The sequence below is a fragment of the Streptomyces sp. NPDC048718 genome (assembly GCF_043198875.1).
Taxonomy (GTDB): Bacteria; Actinomycetota; Actinomycetes; order Streptomycetales; family Streptomycetaceae; genus Streptomyces.
Genome location: NZ_JBICVG010000005.1, coordinates 108,442 through 125,292 on the forward strand (window position 1 = coordinate 108,442; position 16,851 = coordinate 125,292).

Consider the following 16,851-nt stretch of genomic DNA (forward strand, 5'->3'; position numbering starts at 1 on the left):
TCAGGACCTGGTCCGCGGCACGGCGCACGCGATTGCGCCGCCACGCGGATCAGCATGGAGAAAGGCGCACCACCATGACCTCAGCGCAGGTCGGCACGCAGCACGACGGCCAGGAGGCCGCGGACTCCGCGGCGGGCGAGGGGTACCACCGGGCACTCGGCGCCCGGCAGATCCAGATGATCGCCATCGGCGGCGCCATCGGCACCGGCCTCTTCCTGGGCGCGGGCAAGGGCATCGCCAAAGCGGGACCGAGTCTCATCCTCGCGTACGCGATCGCGGGCCTGGTCATCTTCCTCATCATGCGAGCGCTCGGCGAGCTGCTCATGTACCGCCCCGTCGCCGGCTCCTTCTCGGAGTACGCGCGGGAGTTCATCGGCCCCTTCGCGGGCTTCGTGACCGGCTGGACGTACTGGCTGTTCTGGGTCGTCACCGGCATCACCGAGGTCACCGCCGCGGCCACCTATATGACGTACTGGTGGAACATCCCGCAGTGGCTGTCCGCCCTCGTCTTCACCTTCATCCTCTACGGCGCGAACCTCATCTCCGTGAAGCTCTTCGGTGAGCTGGAGTTCTGGTTCTCCATGGTCAAGGTCACCGCGATCGTCGGCATGATCCTGATCTGCGCCGGCATCCTCACCCTCGGCTTCTCCGACGCCGGCGACACCGCCTCGATGACCCACCTGTGGGACCAGGGCGGCTTCTTCCCGCACGGAATCGGCAGCACCCTCATGACCCTCCAGATGGTCATGTTCGCCTTCCTCGCCGTCGAGCTCGTCGGTGTCACGGCGGGCGAGTCCAAGGACCCGAAGACCGTCCTGCCCAAGGCCATCAACACCGTGCCGTGGCGCATCGCCGTCTTCTACGTCGGCGCGCTGATCATGATCCTCTCGGTCGTCCCGTGGACCGAGTTCCAGCCGGGCGTCTCCCCGTTCGTCCGCTCCTTCGAGAAGATGGGCCTCGGGATCGGCGCGGCCATCGTCAACTTCGTCGTCCTCACGGCCGCGCTCTCGTCCTGCAACTCCGGCATGTACTCCACCGGCCGCATGCTGCGCGACCTCGCGCTCAACGGCCAGGGACCGGCCGTCTTCACCAAGCTGACGAAGAGCGGCACCCCGCTGATAGGCACCACCGTCTCCGCCGCGCTGATGATGGTCGGCGTCTGGGTCAACTACGAGTGGCCCGGCGACGCCTTCACCTACGTCGTCTCCTTCGCCACCATCTCCGGTATGTGGGCGTGGATCGTCATCCTCTTCTGCCACATCCGCTACCGCCGCAAGGCCGACCAGGGCCTGCTGCCCGAGTCCAGCTTCAAGGCCCCGGGCGGCATCTGGGCCAGCGTCGCCTCCCTCTGCTTCATCGGCATGGTGATCGTGATGATGGCCCTCGACAAGGACGCCCGGATCTCGCTCTACTGCGCACCGCTGTGGGCCCTGCTGCTCCTGGTCTCGTACCTGGTCCTCAAGGCCCGCAACCCCGAGGCCGCCTCCTTCGCCAAGCGGTCCTAGACGCCCCGCTGGCTGCGCTGACCTGGCCTTTCTCAGCATGCGGGCCGTTTCGTACCACTCTCCGGTACGGAACGGCCCGTCGGCTTATCCTGTCGGCATGCTGACCATCACCCGGGCCCTGTACGACCAGATCGTGGAACACTCCCGCGCGGACCACCCCGACGAGGCATGCGGCGTGGTCGCGGGACCGGCCGGCACGGGCCGCCCCGAGCGGTTCATCTCGATGCTGAACGCGGCGCGCTCGCCCACCTTCTACGAGTTCGACTCCGCGGACCTGCTGAAGCTCTACCGCGAGATGGACGACCGGGACGAGGAGCCCGTGATCGTCTACCACTCGCACACGGCGACCGAGGCCTACCCGTCCCGTACCGACATCAGCTACGCCAACGAGCCCGAGGCCCACTACGTCCTCGTCTCCACCGCCGACGCCGACGACGCGGGGCCCTTCCAGTTCCGCTCCTTCCGGATCGTCGAGGGCGTGGTGACGGAGGAGGGCGTCGAGATCGTCGAGACGTACGCCTGACCGGACGCGGACGCGGACGCGGGGGCGGGGGCGCGGGTACGGCCCGGGTGCGTACGACCCGGACGGGGGCCGGGGCGGGCGGGGCCGCAGTGGCCGCTCCACCCCGCCCCCACCAGCCCGATCGCCCGTCCGGTCCGCCAGGCGAACGCGATCAGTCCGCCATGTGAGATCACATTCCGAAACCCGGACCTGGAATCGATACGATGTCCGCATGGTTGCCGACGACGTGAGAGAAAAGACGCCCAGCGCCCCCCTGCTGCTCGTCGCCCGTCTGCACGTCGACTTGTGCCGTCTCGCCAGCGCGATGTGTCCGCCGCGCGCCGCGCTCTGACCGCCGTACGGCGCCCCTGAGCGCCACCACCGCGCCCGACCGGACCCGATCCGCGAACGGCGCGCCCCAGGAAGACCCCGCAGCACCCCGTACTCCGTACTTCGCACCCCGGCTCCCGCACCCCGGCACCACGCCCCGCCCCGCGGGAGCCACGCCGCGCGCCCGCCCCACCGCACGCGGCACCCGCCCGGCACCTGCCCCGCTCTCCCGACAGGAGTCCACATCATGGCCATCGAGGTCCGCATCCCGACCATCCTCCGCACCTACACGGACGGCGCCAAGACCGTCGAGGGCAACGGCGACACCCTCGCCCAGCTCTTCGCCGACCTGGAGACCCGCCACGCCGGCATCGAGGACCGCATCGTCGAGGACGCCAAGCTCCGCCGCTTCGTCAACGTCTACCTCAACGACGAGGACGTCCGCTTCCTCGACGGCATCGACACCAAGCTCTCCGACGGCGACAGCATCACCATCCTCCCGGCCGTCGCCGGCGGCATGGCCTGATCGGACCGATCCCCATGCGTTACGACTCCCCGCTGGCGGCGGTCGGCAACACGCCCCTCGTCCGGCTGCCCCGCCTCTCCCCGTCGGACGACGTCCGCATCTGGGCCAAGCTGGAGGACCGCAACCCCACCGGCTCGGTCAAGGACCGCCCCGCGCTCCACATGATCGAACAGGCCGAGAAGGACGGCCGGCTCACCCCCGGCTGCACCATCCTCGAACCCACCAGCGGCAACACCGGCATCTCGCTCGCCATGGCGGCCAAGCTCAAGGGCTACCGCATCGTGTGCGTCATGCCGGAGAACACCAGCGAGGAGCGCCGCCAGCTGCTCGCCATGTGGGGAGCCGAGATCGTCTCGTCCCCCGCGGCCGGCGGCTCCAACACCGCCGTCCGCGTCGCCAAGGAACTCGCGGCGGAGCACCCGGACTGGGTGATGCTCTACCAGTACGGCAACCCCGACAACGCGGGCGCCCACTACGCCACCACCGGCCCCGAGATCCTCGCCGACCTGCCCTCCATCACCCACTTCGTCGCGGGCCTCGGCACCACCGGCACCCTCATGGGCGTCGGCCGCTACCTGCGCGAGCACAAGCCCGACATCAAGATCGTCGCCGCCGAACCGCGCTACGACGACCTCGTCTACGGGCTGCGCAACCTCGACGAGGGCTTCGTCCCCGAGCTGTACGACGCCTCCGTCCTCACCACCCGCTTCTCCGTCGGCTCCGCCGACGCCGTCACCCGCACCCGCGAACTCCTCCAGCAGGAGGGCATCTTCGCCGGCGTCTCCACCGGCGCGGCCCTGCACGCCGCCATCGGGGTCGGCCGGAAGGCGGTCAAGGCCGGCGAGAGCGCCGACATCGTCTTCGTCGTCGCCGACGGCGGCTGGAAGTACCTGTCGACCGGCGTCTACACCGCCGCCACGACGGAAGAGGCGATCGCCACCATGCGGGACCAGCTCTGGGCCTGAGCCCGGACGGCGGGATGGACGGCGGGCCAGGCTGACACCCGCTTCGGTGCGGGTGTCAGCTTTTGTGGCTGTGGCTGTGGCTGTGGCTGTGGCTGCCTTTCGGCCCGGGCGCCGGTGACCTTCGGGCCGTGGCCCCGGCCCCGGCCCCGGCCCAGGCGCCGGTGACATTCGGGCCCCGGCTCCGGCCCCGGCGTCAGCGGGCCAGATGGCGGACCCGCCCCCACAGGGCCGGGTCCGCCTTCCCCGCGTGCCGCCGGAAACCCGACACCGGGACCTCCCGCAGCTCGTCCGTCTCCAGGAAACTCTGCCGCCCCCGCGCGTCCCCCACCACGCCCGGCGGCAGCGCGATCACCCCCGGCCGCTCCGCGTGCGGCTTGCTGGTGATCTTCGCGACCAGCACCCGGTCGCCGCGCCGCGCGAGCACCAGACACGGCCGGTCCTTGGCACCCGGCCCGTCCTCGTACGGCACCTCGGCCCACCAGATCTCGCCCGCCCGCGGCGGCCGCACCGCCGCCCGGCCGGTCCTGCCGCCGCCCGCCGGTCTGCCGGGCGGCCGGGTCCGCCCCGGCCCCCGGTCACCCGCCGGGCCCCGGCCACGCTCCGGCCCCCGCGTACGCTCCCGCTCACGTCCCCGTTCGCGCCCGCGATCCGGGGGCCGGCGGCCCAGCCGCCGCCGCCCGTCGGTCAGCGCCACGACGAACGCGAGCAGTACCACTCCGGCCAGCGCGAGCCACCCCATCGTGTCCATACCGCAGGACCGTACCCGTCACCAGGCCATGACACCGCGCCGCCCCGTCAACCATCCGAACCGGTGACAGAGCCCGTGAGTTCGCCCACAACGGGCCGTCACGAAGGACCGGCCGGCCGCCACGCGCCGTACCCTCGTCAGACCCGCAAGACCCGCACGACCTCCCCCCGCGCGCCTTCCGCTCCCGTCTCCGGAGGTTCACGCTTCATGAAGCTCACCGTCGTCGGCTGCTCCGGGTCGTTCCCGTCCGCGGAATCACCCTGCTCGAGCTATCTCGTCGAAGCCGACGGCTTCCGGCTGCTCCTCGACATGGGCAACGGAGCCCTGGGCGAGCTGCAGCGCCACATCGGTCTGTACGACCTCGACGCGATCTTCCTCAGCCATCTGCACGCCGACCACTGCATCGACATGTGCGGCTACTTCGTCGCCCGTTACTACCGCCACGACGGCGGCCGCTGCCCGGCGATCCCCGTGTACGCCCCGGAGGGCGCGGAGGAGCGGCTGACCACGGCGTACGCGGACACGCCGACCCCCGGCGCGATGGGCGAGGTCTTCGACTTCCGGACGCTGAAGCCGGGCACCTTCGGGATCGGCCCCTTCACGGTCCGCACGGAGAAGGTGTGCCACCCGGTCGAGGCGTACGGCATCCGCGTCGAGCACGGCGGCCGTGCGCTCACCTACTCCGGCGACACCGGCGTCTGCGACGCCCTCCACGAACTGGCCGAGGGCACCGACCTCCTGCTGTGCGAGGCGTCCTTCACCCACGGCAAGGAGGACGTCCCGGCCCTCCACCTCAACGGCCGCGAGGCCGGCGCCCACGCCGCCCGCGCCAAGGCGGGCCGGCTGGTCCTCACCCACATCCCGCCGTGGACGGACGGCGAGCGGAACCTCGCGGACGCGCGCGAGATGTTCGACGGCCCGGCGGAACTGGCCCGGACGGGCGCGGTCTACGAGCTCTGAGCCGCCTGATTCCCTTTCCGTAGCGAGTAAGGGGAAGGCCCCGGAACCCGCCGCCTCTTGCGCGGGGTCCGGGGCCTTCACTCGTACGGGGGATGGCGTGCGGCAGTCGCCGGGTGCGTACAACGGGGTACGAGCGCACCGAGCCCGCCGGGCGCTCACGCCTTGGTGAGGTCCTCGGTCTCCTCCTCGGGCTCACGGCCCGGGGTGGCGAGGTCGAACTTCGTGATCGCGAAGCGGAAGATCGCGTAATAGACGACCGCGAAGGCGAGACCGATCGGAATGATCAGCCAGGGCTTGGTCGCGAGGCCCCAGTTGATCACGTAGTCGATCAGACCGGCCGAGAAGCTGAAACCGTCGTGCACGCCGAGTGCCCAGGTCACCGCCATCGACACGCCCGTCAGCAACGCGTGGATCGCGTACAGCACCGGCGCGATGAACATGAACGAGTACTCGATCGGCTCGGTGATGCCCGTCACGAACGACGTCAGGGCCACCGACAGCATCAGCCCGCCGATCTCCTTGCGCCGGTGCGGCTTCGCACAGTGGGTGATCGCCAGGGCCGCCGCCGGCAGCGCGAACATCATGATCGGGAAGAAGCCGGAGAGGAACTGCCCCGCGTTCGGGTCACCCGCCAGGAACATCGAGATGTCACCGTGCACCACCGTGCCGTCCGGCTTCGTGTACGACCCGAACTGGAACCAGATCGGCACGTTCAGGAACTGATGCAGACCGATCACCAGCAGCGCCCGGTTGGCCACACCGAAGATGCCCGAACCCCACGCCCCGAGCCCCGTCAGCCAGTCGCTGAAGTGCGCCAGCCCGTTGCCGATCGGCGGCCAGATCCACAGACACAGGGCGGCGAACAGGATGCCGACGAACGCCATGATGATCGGCACCAGCCGGCGGCCGTTGAAGAACCCCAGCCAGTCCACCAGCTTCACCCGGTGATACCGCTGCCAGAACCACGCCGCCAGCAGGCCCATCACGATGCCGCCGAACACCCCCGGATTCTGGAACGTGTCGGCCGAGAACGCGCCCTTCAGATCGAGACAGCCGCCCGGGACCGTCTTCGCGTCCACCGCGCACGCCTTCGGGAACTGGTGCAGCACCCCCCGGTAGACCAGGAACCCCGCCACCGCCGCCAGCGCCGTCGAACCGTCCGCCTTCTTCGCCATCCCGATGGCCACACCGATGCAGAACAGCAGCGGCAGACCCAGGTCCGCGTCCAGCAGCGCCCCGCCCGCCCCGTTCATCACCTTGGCGACGTTCGTCCACCCCAGACCCTCGTCGCCGAAGACGTCCGGCTGACCGAGCCGGTTGATGATCCCCGCCGCCGGAAGCACCGCGATGGGCAGCTGAAGGCTGCGCCCCATCTTCTGCAGCCCCTGGAAGAAGGAGCTCCACCTCGGCTTCCTCGGTGTGGCGGCGGCGGCGGCGCTCGCGCTGCTCATCGGCGTCCTCCCGGGCGGCTGTCGATGCACACTGGTGTAGACCAGTCGGTGGCTCCGGAAAAGCCGCACAAGGGGCAACCCGCTGGTGATCGACATCATTCGGCAGAACGACGGTATGCGCGCGCGAAGTTGCGCCAACCGTGGGCTACCGTGACAAAGCGGACGCGAACCGTCGGTACGCGGAACGGACAGGGAGAATCGTCATGGCCAGCAAGGCTGAGAAGATCGTCGCCGGGCTCGGCGGCATCGACAACATCGAAGAAGTCGAAGGCTGCATCACCCGCCTCCGCACCGAGGTCGCCGACGCCTCCCTCGTCGACGAAGCGGCCCTCAAGGCCGCCGGCGCCCACGGCGTCGTCAAGATGGGCACCGCCATCCAGGTCGTCATCGGCACCGACGCCGACCCCATCGCCGGCGAGATCGAAGACATGATGTGACAACCGTCTGACAGCCGCTTCCCGTCTTCCGCTTTCCGCCCTCCGACGGATGAGAGACGGCAGGCGGCAGATCACGGGCGGCGTACAGCAGACGGCATACGACAGACGGCGTACAGCAGCGGCGTACGGCAGACGGCGTACGGCATACGTGACGCGGACCCGAGAACAGCGTCACCAAGGGCCCGTTCCGGCAGGGAACGGGCCCCTCGCCTCATGCCACTAGGCTCGACCCCATGTCTCGCATCGACGGCCGTACCCCCCAACAGCTCCGCCCCGTCACCATCGAACGCGGCTGGAGCAAGCACGCCGAAGGCTCCGTCCTCATCTCCTTCGGCGACACCAAGGTCTTCTGCACCGCCTCCGTCACCGAAGGCGTCCCCCGCTGGCGCAAGGGCAGCGGCGAAGGCTGGGTCACCGGCGAATACTCCATGCTCCCCCGCGCCACCAACACCCGCGGCGACCGCGAATCCGTCCGCGGCAAGATCGGCGGCCGCACCCACGAGATCTCCCGCCTCATCGGCCGCTCCCTGCGCGCCGTCATCGACTACAAGGCCCTCGGCGAGAACACCATCGTCCTCGACTGCGACGTCCTCCAGGCCGACGGCGGCACCCGCACCGCCGCCATCACCGGCGCCTACGTCGCCCTCGCCGACGCCATCAGCTGGGCCCAGACCAAGAAGCTCGTCAAGGCCGGCCGCAAGCCCCTCACCGGCACCGTCTCCGCCGTCTCCGTCGGCATCGTCGACGGCACCCCCCTCCTCGACCTCTGCTACGAGGAAGACGTCCGCGCCGACACCGACATGAACGTCGTCTGCACCGGCGACGGCCGCTTCGTCGAGGTCCAGGGCACCGCCGAAGCCGAGCCCTTCGACCGCGACGAGCTCAACAAGCTCCTCGACCTCGCCTCCGCCGGCTGCGCCGAACTCGCCGACCTCCAGCGCAAGGCGCTCGAAGGAACCCTCTGAGCCTTCAAGACGTCGTAGACAGTACGGGCGCACGGGTCGAAACCGTGCGCCCCGTCCATGTACCGGTCAGGCCATGCACCGGTCAGGTTGGGGGAGGACCCGAAACAGTGAAGCGCCACCGCCGCAGCCGCCGTACCACCGCTCTCGCGGCCGCCCTCACCACCACAGCCGCACTCGCCGCACTCACCGGCTGCGGCGCCCTCGACAAAGCCGTGGACTGCGTCCACACCGCCGACGCCATAGCGGCCTCCGTCGACAAGCTCCAGCAGGCCGTCGGCGACGCCACCGACGACCCGACCCGGATCGACCAGGCCCTCGACGACATCGACACCGAGCTCGGCAAACTCAAGGACACCACCGACAACGCCGACCTCGCCAAGGCCATCGACGACCTCGGCAAGAGCGTCGACTCCGTCCACACCGCCGTCGACAAGGGCGACACCACCCCCGACCTCAAGCCCCTCACCGACGCGGCCGCCGAGATAGGCAAGGTCTGCACCCCCGGATAGCCCCCGGATAATCGGGACATGACCCGTCTGATCCTCGCCACCCGCAACGCGGGCAAGATCACCGAACTCCACGCGATCCTCGCCGACGCAGGCCTCGACCACGAACTCGTCGGCGCGGACGCCTACCCCGACATCCCCGACGTCAAGGAAACCGGCGTCACCTTCGCCGAGAACGCCCTCCTCAAGGCCCACGCCCTCGCCCAGGCCACCGGCCTCCCGGCCATCGCCGACGACTCCGGCCTCTGCGTCGACGTCCTCGGCGGCGCCCCCGGCATCTTCTCCGCCCGCTGGGCCGGCCGCCACGGCGACGACAAGGCCAACCTCGACCTGCTCCTCGCCCAGCTCGGCGACATCGACGCCCCCCACCGCGCGGCCCACTTCGCCTGCGCCGCGGCCCTCGCCCTCCCCGACGGCACGGAACGCGTCGTCGAAGGCCGCCTCACCGGCACCCTTCGCCACACCCCGGCCGGCACGAACGGCTTCGGCTACGACCCCATCCTCCAGCCCGACGGCTACTCCGTGACCTGCGCGGAACTGACCCCGGCCGAGAAGAACGCCATCAGCCACCGCGGCAAGGCGTTCCGGGCGCTGGTGCCGGTGGTGCGGGAGTTGGTGGGCTGACAATGAACGAGGGCGCGGCACCATGAGGTGCCGCGCCCTTGACGTGGGCCCGGTGGGACTCGAACCCACGACACACCGGACCTAAACCGGCGCCCTCTTGGCCAGCTGGGGTACGGACCCGCGGCGCCCACTGTACTGTGCTCCGCCGCGCCGATTCGAGAAAGTGCCGGTCTGGCTATGGCACGACGGGCACAAATACCGAAGGTTCTCGGCGCGGTTGTCGAGAGGGTCGCCGTTGGTGTGATCGATCTCGAGGACGAGTCGTCTGCCTCGCCAGGTGTCGCTGATGCCGCATGCCGCACAGACATGGGGCACCCCGAGTTCGTCGAGGGCTCTGCGGAGCTGAGCGGTCCTCGTGCGCGGAGCCCCGGTTTTCAGGAGGACAAGGATCTCGGCCGCGGACTTGCGGCTCTGAGCGGGAAGTCCGCGTCGGTGCGCCTGCCCCACGAAGTGCTCACAAGAGATGCCGTACGCGGCGATGCCACGCTGCACACGGGTCCGGGCTGCCCCGGTGACGGGTAGTCCGAGTTGTTTCAGCACTCCCGCGAAGCTTTGCGAACTCGACACAGCTCGGACGAGTTCGGCGCGAGAGGGAGTGGGGGTGCCGTATCTCCGTCCGCTTCGGAAGTGGGATGTATCGATGCCGAACTGGTCGAGCCTCTTGCGAATGTGCCCGTAGGGGCTGTCGCGTGGGGAGTAGCCCATGAACTCGATCATTTCGCGGATGCTGTGGGAGTGTGCAGCGGCCTCTTCCAGCACTTCCCTGGAATACGAGCGGCGCGGCCGCTCGGGCAGGCTTTCCTCCTTGAAGTGGGAGGTGTCGATGCCGTAGTGCTCAAGTCGTTGTTTCAGATAGCGGCATGGGCCGCTGGCCAGCGGTGTGTCCAGCCTGCGCATCAGATCGACCATGCTCGTCGCCACCGCCGCCGTCCGGGCGAGCAGGTCGCGGGTGTAAGGCTGCGCGGTCACGGCCGGGCCCTCCGCTTGCGGCCCCGGTATGTGTCCGTCGAGGCGTGGCAGTTGGGGCAGAGGAACCGCAGGTTCTCCAAGCGGTTGTCCCACCACTCGGCGTTGACGTGATCAACTTCGAGCTGGAGCGGTGCGCCGTTCCACTCCAGCCCCTGGCCACACTCCGCACAGCGCTCCTCCATCCCCAAGCGGAGAAGGTGGCGGCGAAGGCGCTGCCCGGGAACCCTGCCGTTTTCCGGCGTCCCCAGCCGGAGCGGGCTCCCTTGCGGCGCGCGTGACCGCTCCCGTCGTGTGGAGGTGAAGTGGGACGTGTCGATGCCCAGGGCGACGAGGCGTCGGCTGATGTGCGTGTGGTGTCCGCCGACGGTGTCGATCCCTAGACGGCGCAGCACTTCCCGAACGCTCGTGGACGCCGCCACCGCCTCCTCCAGCACCTCTCGGGTCCAGCGCACACCCTCCCGCTCGAAGTGGGAGGTGTCCACGTCGAGTTTCCGTAGCAGCGTGGACACGTACGCCCGCGTCGAACTCTTCGGATCGACCCCCAGCCGCTCCAGCGCCTCCGTCAGCGTCCGCGCTCCCCGCGCAGCCTCCTCCAGACGTTCCTTCGTGTACGCGCTCGTCCCCATCGGGCCCCTCCGCTTCCGGCCGCGTGTTCCCGGCCTCGTACGGACTAACGACCCGCATATCGGACGGTCACGTCATATCGCGTTCGAGAAATGGAACGACCCGCTCCACTTGTTCGAAGTGGAGCGGGTCGCCCGATGGGGTGCGCGTGGGGTGCGTGGGGTGCGTGAAGCCCCCCCGGCTCGTCAGATGCCCAGGTCGCGGATGATCTTGGCGACGTGGCCCGTGGCCTTCACGTTGTAGAGGGCGCGCTCGACCTTGCCGTCCTCGTCGACGACGATCGTGGAGCGGATGACGCCCGTCACCGTCTTGCCGTAGAGCTTCTTCTCGCCGAAGGCGCCGTACTCCTCCAGGACCTTCTTCTCCGGGTCGCCGACCAGGGTGACCTTGAGGTTCTCCTTCTCGCGGAACTTCGCGAGCTTCTCCGGCTTGTCCGGGGACACGCCGATGACGTCGTAGCCGGCCCCGGTCAGCAGGTCGAGGTTGTCGGTGAAGTCGCAGGCCTGCTTGGTGCAGCCGGGGGTCAGCGCGGCGGGGTAGAAGTAGACGATGACCTTGCGGCCCTTGTGGTCCGCGAGGGAGACCTCGTTGCCGTCCGCGTCGGGCAGGGTGAAGGCGGGGGCGGTGTCGCCGGGCTGCAGTCGCTCGCTCATGGCTGTCTCTCCTCGGGAATGTTCGCGTACGCGATGAGAGCCTAGTAGGGGTCGGGGGCTCCCCGACGGCGGTCGAGCTGACAGACTGTCTCTCGACGACCGGAAAAACGACCGGAAAACAGGACTACGGAGGCAGCGCGGTGTCGGAGGCCAGGACCCCTGCGCAGATCGAGGCGGACATCGTCCGCCGGCGCGAGCAGCTCGCCGTCACTCTCGACGAGATCGGCATTCGGCTGCACCCGAAGACGATCGTCGGCGACGCCAAGGCGAAGGTCGCGGCTCAGGTCGACCAGACCGCCGGGCGGGCGTTCGTCGCCGTGAACCGGGTCGTCTCGGATGTGAAGGCGCGTTTCACGCACGCCGACGGCGCGCCCCGCATGGAGCGGGTGGTGCCGGCCGCGCTGGTCGCGGTGGCGGTGGTGGGGCTGATCGCGGTGTCCTGCAAGGAGAAGAAGTAGCGGGAGCGGCGGGAGCGGCGGCGGCGCGTGCGGGCCGCCGGGGCCCGGTGCGGCCCGGAATACGGTCCGGGGTACGGGCGCCACGCCGGGGCAGGTAGGTTCGGACCGTGAGCGAGAACACGCACGACAAGCTGCCCATCCGGATGCTTCACGACCGGGTCCTGGTCCGGACCGACTCTCCCGAGGGGGAGCGGCGTTCGGGCGGTGGCATCCTGATTCCGGCGACGGCCGCCGTCGGCCGCCGGCTCGCCTGGGCCGAGGTCGTGGCGGTCGGGCAGAACGTCCGTACCGTCGAGATCGGCGACCGGGTGCTGTACGACCCTGAGGACCGTGCCGAGGTCGAGGTGCGGGGCACCGCTTACGTGCTGATGCGGGAGCGGGATCTGCACGCGGTGGCGGCGGACCGTTTCCAGGATTCGTCGGGTGCGACGGGGCTGTATCTCTGAGCCTTCGCGCTGTCTTTGAGCCTCTGCGCTGGTCTGTGCCGGTCTTTGCGGCGGCCGGTTCTCTTGGGTGAGGGCCTGGTGACCCTGGTCACCAGGCCTTTTTCTGTTTTTTGCTAGCCTGAGTGGACCACCCGACGAGACGCGCCGTACCGGGTTTTCGACAAGACGACGCACCTGTTCCGGATTCGTCTCGTGGAGGTGCTGGTCGTCATGGCCTGGGTTGTTCTCGTTGTCGCTGGTCTGCTGGAAGTCGGCTGGTCGGTCGGGATGAAGTACACGGACGGTTTCACTCGTCTGTGGCCGACGGTGTTCACGGTCGGCGGGATCGTCGCGTCGATGCTGTTGCTGGCGCAGGCGACGAAGACGCTGCCGATCGGCACGGCGTACGGGGTGTGGGTCGGGATCGGCGCGGCGGGGGCGACGGTGTACGGCATGCTCATGCTGGGGGAGCCGGCGACCGCCGCCCGGATCTTCTTCGTCTGTCTCCTGCTGGTGGCCGTGGTCGGCCTCAAAGCCACGTCGGGTCATTGACGGGCACTTGCTGCCGCGGTGGCCGGCCGGGTGAGCCGGGGGTGTCCGAGGTGCCGGGTTCGTCCGGCATGGCGGGCGGGAACGGTGTGTACGGCAGGTCCGGTGCGGGCTGCTGGGGTCTCTGAGGCAGGGGTACCGGTACCGGCATGCCCGGCCGGGGTACGGGAGCGGGGGCCGGTACGGGCGGGTGGTTGCTCGGGTTCTGGCTTCCGGGCCCCCCGTTCGGCGTAGTGCCCGGTGCGTATTGTCCGGGCAGTCCCGGCATGCCCGGCAGACCCGGTCGGCCGAACTGCCCCGGTTGTCCCGGCAGACCCGGTTGGCCGAAGGGCCCGTGTCCGCGTGGCGGCCCTTCGTTCCCTTGCCCCTGGCCCGGTCGTGACGGGGAGGTCGTGGGGAGCGGTTCGGCGCCGTCCAGGAGGTCGAGGTCGAAGTCCTGGACCGGTGTGTCGGCGAGTGCCTCGCGGGTGAACCGGGCCCAGATCTCGGCGGGTGGGCCGCTGCCGTTGATACGGCGCTGCCCGAGGGCCCCGTAGAGGGGGAGCTGGCGGCCGGTCTTGGGGTCCTGGCCCATCATCGCGATGACGGTGGCGAGGTCGGGGGTGTAGCCGGCGAACCAGGCGGCCTTGTCGTCCTCGGCGGTGCCGGTCTTTCCGGCGGCGGGGCGTCCGGCGGCGAGTGCGGCGGTTCCGGTGCCGCCGTCGACGACTCCGCGCAGCACGGAGGTGGTGGTGTCGGCGGCTTCGCGGTCGAGTGCCTGGACGGGGGCCGGGTTTTTGGCGCGGGGGAGGGGGAGGTCGGTGCCGTCGCGGGTGACCTGGGCGACGAGGGTGTACGTGCCGTGGCTGCCGTGGTTGGCGAGGGTGGCATATGCCTGGGCGAGGTCGAGGACGCTGGCGGTGGCGGGGCCGAGGGCGATCGAGGGGGAGGCGGTGAGGTCGGGGGTACGGGCCGGCAGGCCGAGGTCGATGGCGGTCTGGCGGACGCGTGCGGGGCCGACGTCGACGGCGAGCTGGGCGTAGACGGCGTTGACCGACTTGTCGGTGGCCTCGCGCAGGGTGATGTCGCCGTAGTTGTGGTCGTCCTCGTTGGCGGGGTTGTAGAGAGGCCCGGTCCAGCCGCGTACGGGGCGCTTGTTGTCGCCGTTGTAGGTGGTGTTGGGGGTGATGGTCTCGCCGTCCTGGGTCCGGGCTTCGTGCTGGAGGGCGGCGGCGAGGACGAAGGGCTTGAAGGTGGAGCCGACCTGATAGTCGCGACGGGTCGCGTTGTTGACGAACTGCCGGGTGTAGTCGATGCCGCCGTAGAGGGCGACGACGTCGCCGGTGGCCGGGTCGATGGCGGCGCCGCCGACGCGTACCCAGCGGTCGGCGGGGTTGCGGTCGGGGTCCAGGCGGGAGATGACGCGGTCCTCGACGGCCTCGGCGAGGGCCTGCTGGCGGTCGGGGTCGAGGGTGGTGGTGATGCGGAAGCCGCCGCCGGCCAGGGTCTTCTCGTCGACGACTCCGTGGTCGGTGAGGTACTGCTCGACGGCCTGGACGAGGTAGCCGCGCTGTCCCGAGAGTCCGGTGGTGATCCGGAGGGGGCGGGGGGTGGGGAAGACGGCGGCGTCGCGGGCGGCGGGGGTCAGCCAGCCCTCCTTGACCATGCCGTCGAGGACGTAGTGCCAGCGGGCGAGGGCGCGGGCGCGGTTCTCGGGGTGGCTGGCGACGTCGTAGGCGTTGGGGGAGTTGAGGAGTGAGGCGAGGTAGGCGCCTTCGGCGGTGTCGAGGTCCTTGGCGTTCTTGTTGTAGTAGGCCTGGGCGGCGGCCTGGATGCCGTAGGCGTTGCGGCCGAAGTAGCTGGTGTTGAGGTAGCCCTCGAGGATCTCGTCCTTGCTCTTCTCGTTGCCGACGCGCAGGGAGATGAAGAGTTCCTTGGCCTTGCGGGTGAGGGTCTGTTCCTGGCCGAGGTAGTAGTTCTTGACGTACTGCTGGGTGATGGTGGAGCCGGATTGACGGCCCTTGCCGCTGAGGGTGTTCCAGGTGGCGCGGAGCATGGCGCGGGGGTCGACGGCGGGGGCGTCGCGGAAGTCGCGTTCCTCGGCGGCGAGGACGGCTTGCTGGACGGTGCGGGGGACGTGCTTGAGGCTGACGCTCTCGCGGTCGATGTCGCCGGAGCGGGCGAGGGGGGAGCCGTCCCGGTAGAGGTAGAGGTTGGACTGGGCGACGGCGCCGGCGTTGGCGGTGGGGATGTCGACGAGGAAGTAGCCGGCGACGAGGGCGCCGAGGACGAGCAGGGCTGCGAGGCCGGTGGTGCCGAGGAGGCGGTACAGGATCCGGCGCCGGCGGCTGATCGGTGTGCGGTTCCGGCCGTTCGCGGGCTGACCGGGGCCCCCGGTGCTCCCGGGCTTCGTGCGGGTCCAGGGTCTCTTGGGGGCGGGACCGTCGGGCGGGGTGGCCGCGGTGGGGTCGCGGGGTTCCCAGCCGGGTTCGGGGGGTGACCCGTCGCCGGCCATTCCGAAGGTCATACCGAATGAAGAGGACATAACATCACATCCTGCCCCTGTGAGGTCCGGTGAAGCGGGAAAACCGGTCGCGTCGGCACGGGAAATCCCCCTAAGGTCGTGCGCTTCGGCTCCGACGGGCGAGTGCGCCCGCGTGTCCCTCGCCCCGTGTTCCCGGACGCAGGCGGGGCGGGCCTCGGGGAGGGCGGGTCCCGCGTCGGGAGCGCCCGCGCCCCACGCCCGTGCCCGCGATGTCCGGGGCGTCGGCGTGTCCGGGGCGTCCGGGGTGTCCATCAAGAGGAGGGAACGAGGATGCTGCGGCTGTACGCGACGGTCGCCGCGGGTGGTTTCCGGCGCCATGCCACCTATCGGGTGGCGACGGTGGCCGGGGTGTTCACCAACACCGTTTTCGGCTTCGTCCTGTCGTACACCTATATGGCGCTCTGGGACGCGCGCCCCGGGCTCGGCGGCTACGACCAGGGGGACGCCCTCGCCTATGTGTGGATCGGACAGGCCCTGATCACCGTGTGCGGGCTGATGGGCGGCGGGTTCGAGGACGAGCTGATCGAACGGATCCGCACCGGCGACATCGCCGTCGACCTCTACCGGCCCGTCGACCTCCAGGCCTGGTGGTTCGCCGCGAACCTGGGCCGGTCGGGCTATCAGCTGCTCGGCCGGGGCGTGGTCCCGATGCTGTTCGGCGCGTTCGTGTTCGATGTGACCCTGCCGGCCCGGCCGTGGACCTGGCTCGCGTTCGTCGCGTCGGTGGCGTGCGGCTCGGTGGTCGGGTTCGCGGTCTGGTACCTGGTCGCGATGAGCGCGTTCTGGCTGCTCGACGGGCAGGGCGTGGTGCAGGTGGCGTGGCTGAGCGGGCTGTTCTTCTCCGGGATGCTGCTGCCGCTGAACGTCTTCCCGGGCGCGCTCGGAGAGGTGGCCCGGCTGCTGCCGTGGGCGTCGATGCTCCAGGTGCCGGTGGATGTGTATCTGGGGCGGTACGCGGGGTGGGGGCTGGTGCGGGCGTACGGCTTCCAGCTCGGCTGGGCGGTCGCGCTGCTGGCGGCGGGGCGGGCCGTGCAGGCGGCGGCGACGCGGAAGGTAGTGGTCCAGGGTGGCTGACGCGAAGGACGCCGGGGGTGTGAAGGACGCGGGGGCCGCGGAGGACGTGGGGGCCG

At 70.1% G+C, this 16,851-nt stretch carries 19 protein-coding genes, 1 tRNA gene and 1 riboswitch; of the genes, 14 read left to right on the forward strand and 6 right to left on the reverse strand.

Annotation, left to right across the window (positions count from 1 at the left end; genetic code table 11):
• Positions 1–74: 74 nt before the first annotated feature.
• The 5 genes from ACGFRB_RS11040 to ACGFRB_RS11060 all read left to right on the forward strand — a co-directional run bounded on the left by ACGFRB_RS11040 (position 75) and on the right by ACGFRB_RS11060 (position 3,828).
• Positions 75–1,505 carry an amino acid permease gene (locus tag ACGFRB_RS11040; protein WP_393241752.1) on the forward strand — a complete coding sequence of 477 codons (1,431 nt, stop codon included), beginning with the start codon at positions 75–77 and terminating at the stop codon, positions 1,503–1,505.
• A 97-nt stretch (positions 1,506–1,602) separates the two neighbouring features.
• The gene (locus ACGFRB_RS11045; protein WP_393241755.1) at positions 1,603–2,028 is read left to right on the forward strand and encodes a Mov34/MPN/PAD-1 family protein; all 426 of its coding nucleotides are present in this window, start codon (positions 1,603–1,605) and stop codon (positions 2,026–2,028) included.
• A gap of 211 nt (positions 2,029–2,239) precedes the next feature.
• Complete coding sequence (locus ACGFRB_RS11050; RefSeq protein WP_363000737.1) at positions 2,240–2,359, forward strand: putative leader peptide; 120 nt, start codon at positions 2,240–2,242, stop codon at positions 2,357–2,359.
• A 225-nt stretch (positions 2,360–2,584) separates the two neighbouring features.
• On the forward strand, positions 2,585–2,863 hold the full coding sequence (locus tag ACGFRB_RS11055; RefSeq protein WP_363000735.1) for a MoaD/ThiS family protein: 279 nt from the start codon (positions 2,585–2,587) through the stop codon (positions 2,861–2,863).
• A 14-nt stretch (positions 2,864–2,877) separates the two neighbouring features.
• Positions 2,878–3,828: a cysteine synthase gene (locus ACGFRB_RS11060; RefSeq protein WP_361234403.1), complete on the forward strand. Its 951-nt coding sequence runs from the start codon at positions 2,878–2,880 to the stop codon at positions 3,826–3,828.
• Between the two features lie 193 nt (positions 3,829–4,021).
• Here the strand turns inward: ACGFRB_RS11060 and ACGFRB_RS11065 are convergent, their stop codons facing one another.
• On the reverse strand, positions 4,022–4,576 hold the full coding sequence (locus ACGFRB_RS11065; protein ID WP_393241759.1) for a type II toxin-antitoxin system PemK/MazF family toxin: 555 nt from the start codon (positions 4,574–4,576) through the stop codon (positions 4,022–4,024).
• 207 nt (positions 4,577–4,783) lie between these two features.
• Between ACGFRB_RS11065 and ACGFRB_RS11070 the strand changes: the two genes are divergently transcribed.
• The gene (locus tag ACGFRB_RS11070) at positions 4,784–5,536 is read left to right on the forward strand and encodes an MBL fold metallo-hydrolase (protein WP_363000730.1); all 753 of its coding nucleotides are present in this window, start codon (positions 4,784–4,786) and stop codon (positions 5,534–5,536) included.
• 155 nt (positions 5,537–5,691) lie between these two features.
• Here ACGFRB_RS11070 and ACGFRB_RS11075 read toward each other — a convergent pair whose 3' ends face one another.
• Positions 5,692–6,987, reverse strand: coding sequence for a PTS transporter subunit EIIC (locus ACGFRB_RS11075; RefSeq protein WP_393241763.1), 1,296 nt, complete (start codon positions 6,985–6,987; stop codon positions 5,692–5,694).
• Positions 6,988–7,127: 140 nt separating this feature from the next.
• Between ACGFRB_RS11075 and ACGFRB_RS11080 the strand changes: the two genes are divergently transcribed.
• The 4 genes from ACGFRB_RS11080 (at position 7,128) to rdgB (ending at position 9,519) form a co-directional block, all read left to right on the forward strand.
• Positions 7,128–7,424: a PTS glucose/sucrose transporter subunit IIB gene (locus tag ACGFRB_RS11080; RefSeq protein WP_363000726.1), complete on the forward strand. Its 297-nt coding sequence runs from the start codon at positions 7,128–7,130 to the stop codon at positions 7,422–7,424.
• Positions 7,425–7,657: 233 nt separating this feature from the next.
• Positions 7,658–8,389, forward strand: a complete 732-nt coding sequence (rph, locus tag ACGFRB_RS11085) for a ribonuclease PH (protein ID WP_393241767.1) — start codon at positions 7,658–7,660, stop codon at positions 8,387–8,389.
• A gap of 107 nt (positions 8,390–8,496) precedes the next feature.
• Entirely contained in the window at positions 8,497–8,898 is a 402-nt protein-coding gene (locus ACGFRB_RS11090; protein ID WP_393241770.1) for a hypothetical protein, read from the forward strand.
• Positions 8,899–8,916: 18 nt separating this feature from the next.
• A complete protein-coding gene (gene rdgB / locus ACGFRB_RS11095; RefSeq protein WP_363000720.1) occupies positions 8,917–9,519 on the forward strand; it encodes an RdgB/HAM1 family non-canonical purine NTP pyrophosphatase in 603 nt (200 codons plus the stop codon).
• Between the two features lie 44 nt (positions 9,520–9,563).
• Here the strand turns inward: rdgB and ACGFRB_RS11100 are convergent.
• The 3 genes from ACGFRB_RS11100 to bcp all read right to left on the reverse strand — a co-directional run bounded on the left by ACGFRB_RS11100 (position 9,564) and on the right by bcp (position 11,765).
• Positions 9,564–9,639: transfer RNA gene (locus tag ACGFRB_RS11100), tRNA-Leu, on the reverse strand.
• 845 nt (positions 9,640–10,484) lie between these two features.
• Entirely contained in the window at positions 10,485–11,114 is a 630-nt protein-coding gene (locus tag ACGFRB_RS11105) for an HNH endonuclease (protein ID WP_363000718.1), read from the reverse strand.
• 183 nt (positions 11,115–11,297) lie between these two features.
• Positions 11,298–11,765: a thioredoxin-dependent thiol peroxidase gene (gene bcp, locus ACGFRB_RS11110; RefSeq protein WP_363000716.1), complete on the reverse strand. Its 468-nt coding sequence runs from the start codon at positions 11,763–11,765 to the stop codon at positions 11,298–11,300.
• A gap of 140 nt (positions 11,766–11,905) precedes the next feature.
• On the opposite strand from bcp, the gene ACGFRB_RS11115 reads away from it, so the two are divergent.
• The 3 genes from ACGFRB_RS11115 (at position 11,906) to ACGFRB_RS11125 (ending at position 13,200) form a co-directional block, all read left to right on the forward strand.
• Positions 11,906–12,223, forward strand: coding sequence for a DUF3618 domain-containing protein (locus ACGFRB_RS11115; protein ID WP_393241775.1), 318 nt, complete (start codon positions 11,906–11,908; stop codon positions 12,221–12,223).
• Between the two features lie 107 nt (positions 12,224–12,330).
• Positions 12,331–12,669, forward strand: coding sequence for a co-chaperone GroES (locus ACGFRB_RS11120; protein WP_361234439.1), 339 nt, complete (start codon positions 12,331–12,333; stop codon positions 12,667–12,669).
• Positions 12,670–12,780: 111 nt separating this feature from the next.
• Positions 12,781–12,844, forward strand: a riboswitch (guanidine-III (ykkC-III) riboswitch).
• A gap of 35 nt (positions 12,845–12,879) precedes the next feature.
• The gene (locus ACGFRB_RS11125) at positions 12,880–13,200 is read left to right on the forward strand and encodes a multidrug efflux SMR transporter (protein WP_363001710.1); all 321 of its coding nucleotides are present in this window, start codon (positions 12,880–12,882) and stop codon (positions 13,198–13,200) included.
• On the opposite strand, the gene ACGFRB_RS11130 is transcribed toward ACGFRB_RS11125, so the two are convergent.
• On the reverse strand, positions 13,178–15,721 hold the full coding sequence (locus ACGFRB_RS11130) for a transglycosylase domain-containing protein (RefSeq protein ID WP_393241778.1): 2,544 nt from the start codon (positions 15,719–15,721) through the stop codon (positions 13,178–13,180). The genes ACGFRB_RS11125 and ACGFRB_RS11130 overlap by 23 nt on opposite strands.
• 273 nt (positions 15,722–15,994) lie before the next feature.
• Here ACGFRB_RS11130 and ACGFRB_RS11135 point away from each other — a divergent pair, with 273 nt between their 5' ends.
• Positions 15,995–16,795, forward strand: a complete 801-nt coding sequence (locus tag ACGFRB_RS11135) for an ABC-2 family transporter protein (RefSeq protein WP_363001708.1) — start codon at positions 15,995–15,997, stop codon at positions 16,793–16,795.
• Positions 16,796–16,851: the final 56 nt, after the last annotated feature.